This is a genomic window from Paracoccus sp. (in: a-proteobacteria) (assembly GCF_039808215.1).
Classification (GTDB): Bacteria; Pseudomonadota; Alphaproteobacteria; order Rhodobacterales; family Rhodobacteraceae; genus Paracoccus.
This window is the reverse complement of record NZ_JBDHSP010000162.1, coordinates 1-2,666: the sequence shown is the minus strand read 5'-3', so window position 1 is coordinate 2,666 and position 2,666 is coordinate 1. Positions and strand designations below refer to the sequence as shown.

Sequence of the window (2,666 nt, the reverse complement as noted above, 5' to 3'; positions counted from 1 at the left end):
AAGACGGTGAGCGTGATCACCTCCTGCATCGTCTTGAGCTCGGCGGCGGAATAGACGCCCGAGCCGATGCGGTTGGCCGGCACGGCCAGCATGTATTCCGGCAGGGCGATCATCCAGCTCGCGAGGATGACGAGCCAGATCGCCGCGCTCTTGTAGCCGAGATGCCCGTACCAGGCGAAGGTCATGAAGACGTTCGAGCCGACGAGCATGACGATCGGCAGGGTATGGGCCAAGGTCAGCGAGGGCATGCCGGGGGCTTTCTTCGCGGAGGCGGAAGGGCTGCGCTCAGCCGAAGCGCAGCTTCATGGCGATGATGGCGAGGACGAGCAGCAGCGTCAGCCCATTGGCCGCGATCACCGGCCAGGACAGGATCTGGATGCCGTAGACCAGCCACAGCAAGACCCCGCAGGCGAAGAGCGATTGCGTCCACAGCGAAATCGCGCGGGTGTCGCGGGTGCGGATGGTGCGCCAGGTTTGCGGCAGCCAGCACAGGCTGGTCAGCGTGGCGGCGGTGAAGCCGAGGAGTTCGATGGGGAGAGGCACGGGAGGCGTTCCGGATGACGCGGCGTCCATAGCCGGTTCGCAGCCGCGCCGCCAGATGGGACATGGTTAACTTCCGTTAACGGCGACGCCGTAGTTTCGTGCGAATTCTGCGATTCGGTGGAGACCATGCGCGCTTTTCACTTGGCCTTGCCTCTCGTCCTCCTCGCTTCCGCCGCCTCGGCGCAGGGCGGCTTCCAGTCCTGCCTTTCGGGGCTGCGCGCGGCCGCCGCCGCCAAGGGCGTCTCGGGCGCGACCTTCGACCGGGCCATGGCCGGCGTCGAGCCGGACATGAAGATCATCGAGGCGATGAACAACCAGCCGGAGTTCAAGACGCCGATCTGGGACTATCTCGGCACGCTGGTCGACGAGGAGAAGGTGGCGGAGGGGCGCGCCATGCTGCGCCGCTACGCCTCGGTCTTCGCCGCGGCCGAGCAGCGCTTCGGCGTCGACCGCCATACGATCGCGGCGGTCTGGGGCGTCGAGAGCGATTTCGGCAAGGCGCGGGGCAAATGGCCGCTGGTGCAGTCGCTGGCGACCGGCGCGTGCCTGGCGCCGCGCCGCAACGCCTTCTTCAAGGGCGAGCTGATCGCGACGCTGCAGATCATCCAGCGCGGCGACGTCAGCCCCGAGCGGCTGTTCGGCTCCTGGGCCGGGGCCTTCGGCCACACCCAGTTCATCCCCTCGACCTATATGCGCCTGGCCGTCGACGGCGACGGCGACGGCCGGCGCGACCTTGTCGATTCGATCGCCGACGCGCTGCATTCCACCGCGAACTTCATGCGCAAGGCCGGCTGGGTCACGGGCGCGCCCTGGGGCTACGAGGTCAGGGTGCCGGGCGGCTATTCCGGGCCGAGCGGGCGCAATCCGAAGCATCCGGTCTCGAGCTGGGCGGGCCGCGGCATCGTCAAGTTCGACGGCTCGCCGCTGGGCGGCGCCGGCCATGCGGGGCTGCTGATGCCGGCGGGGCGCAACGGTCCGGCCTTCCTGGTCTTCAAGAACTACGACGCCGCCTACAGCTACAACGGCGCCGACTCTTATGCCCTGGCGATCTCCCTCCTGTCCGACCGGCTGCGCGGCAAGCCCGGCGTCCAGGGCGACTGGCCGACCGACGACCTGCCGCTCTCGCGCGAGCAGCGCCGCGAATTGCAGCGCCTGCTGATCGCGCGCGGCTACGATGTCGGCGAGCCGGACGGGGCCGTCGGCTCGCTGACGCGGGCGGCGATCAAGCAGATCGAGGGCAAGCTCGGCATGCCGCAGACCGGACGGCCGGGCGAGAAGGTGCTGCGCGCGCTGAAAAGCGGGCGGGTGTAGCCCCCGTCATGCTCGGGCTTGACCCGAGCATCTCTTGCAGGAGATTCTCGAATCTGCGCTTCGCTTCGCCCGAGAATGACGGATTTCCCATGCCTCGCCGCCTGATCTCGACCGGCTCGCCCTTCGAGCGCGCCTTCGGCTATTCGCGCGCCGTGATCGACGGCGATCTCGTCTTCGTCTCGGGCACGACCGGCTACGACTACGCGACCATGGTGCTGCCGGACGATCCGGCCGAGCAGGCGCGCAACATCTTCCGCACGATCGGCACCGTGCTGGAGGAAGCCGGCTCCTCGCTCGCCCATGCGATGCGCGCCCAGTATTTCGTCACCGACCGCAGCTATTGCGAGCCGGTGCTCGCGGTCTGCGGCGAGGTTTTCGGCGAGATCCGCCCGGCGGCCGGCATCTATGTCGTCGCCGGGTTGCTGAAGCCGGAGATGAAGCTGGAGATCGAGGTGACGGCGCGCCTGCCGAGGGCATGATCGCAAAAGCCTTCGCATCCAGCTCATCGTCATTGCGAGCGGAGCGAAGCAATCCAGGGGCGGCAGGGCTCTACGCCCCCCTGGATTGCTTCGCTCCGCTCGCAATGACGGGCCCGTCCGGTTCATCCTGAGCGGAACCACCGCCGTCCTGAGCAGAAACACCCCCGTCATTCCGGGGCTTCGCGTAGCGAAGAGCCCGGAACCCATGAACACGACGCCAAGTCGGAAGGACGCGGACAGCGCGGGGAACCCTCTCCCGGAGGGAGAGGGCAGGGTGAGGGGAAGGCCGTTGGACGTTTTGGCCGCAACCCGACCGCTGCTGCGGTGAGGGTG

4 protein-coding genes are annotated in these 2,666 nt (G+C 68.2%); 2 read left to right on the top strand and 2 right to left on the bottom strand.

Features of this window, described 5'->3' with window-relative positions; all coding sequences use genetic code 11:
* Both WMK75_RS19005 and WMK75_RS19000 read right to left on the bottom strand, forming a co-directional pair.
* Positions 1 to 248 (bottom strand): DMT family protein (locus WMK75_RS19005; RefSeq protein WP_347269137.1); only part of this gene is annotated, 248 nt, incomplete at its 3' end.
* Between the two features lie 37 nt (positions 249 to 285).
* Positions 286 to 543, bottom strand: coding sequence for a SemiSWEET transporter (locus tag WMK75_RS19000; RefSeq protein WP_347269136.1), 258 nt, complete (start codon positions 541 to 543; stop codon positions 286 to 288).
* Between the two features lie 126 nt (positions 544 to 669).
* Here WMK75_RS19000 and WMK75_RS18995 point away from each other — a divergent pair, with 126 nt between their 5' ends.
* Complete coding sequence (locus tag WMK75_RS18995; protein ID WP_347269135.1) at positions 670 to 1,854, top strand: lytic murein transglycosylase; 1,185 nt, start codon at positions 670 to 672, stop codon at positions 1,852 to 1,854.
* 89 nt (positions 1,855 to 1,943) lie between these two features.
* The gene (locus WMK75_RS18990; protein WP_347269134.1) at positions 1,944 to 2,333 is read left to right on the top strand and encodes a RidA family protein; all 390 of its coding nucleotides are present in this window, start codon (positions 1,944 to 1,946) and stop codon (positions 2,331 to 2,333) included.
* Positions 2,334 to 2,666: the final 333 nt, after the last annotated feature.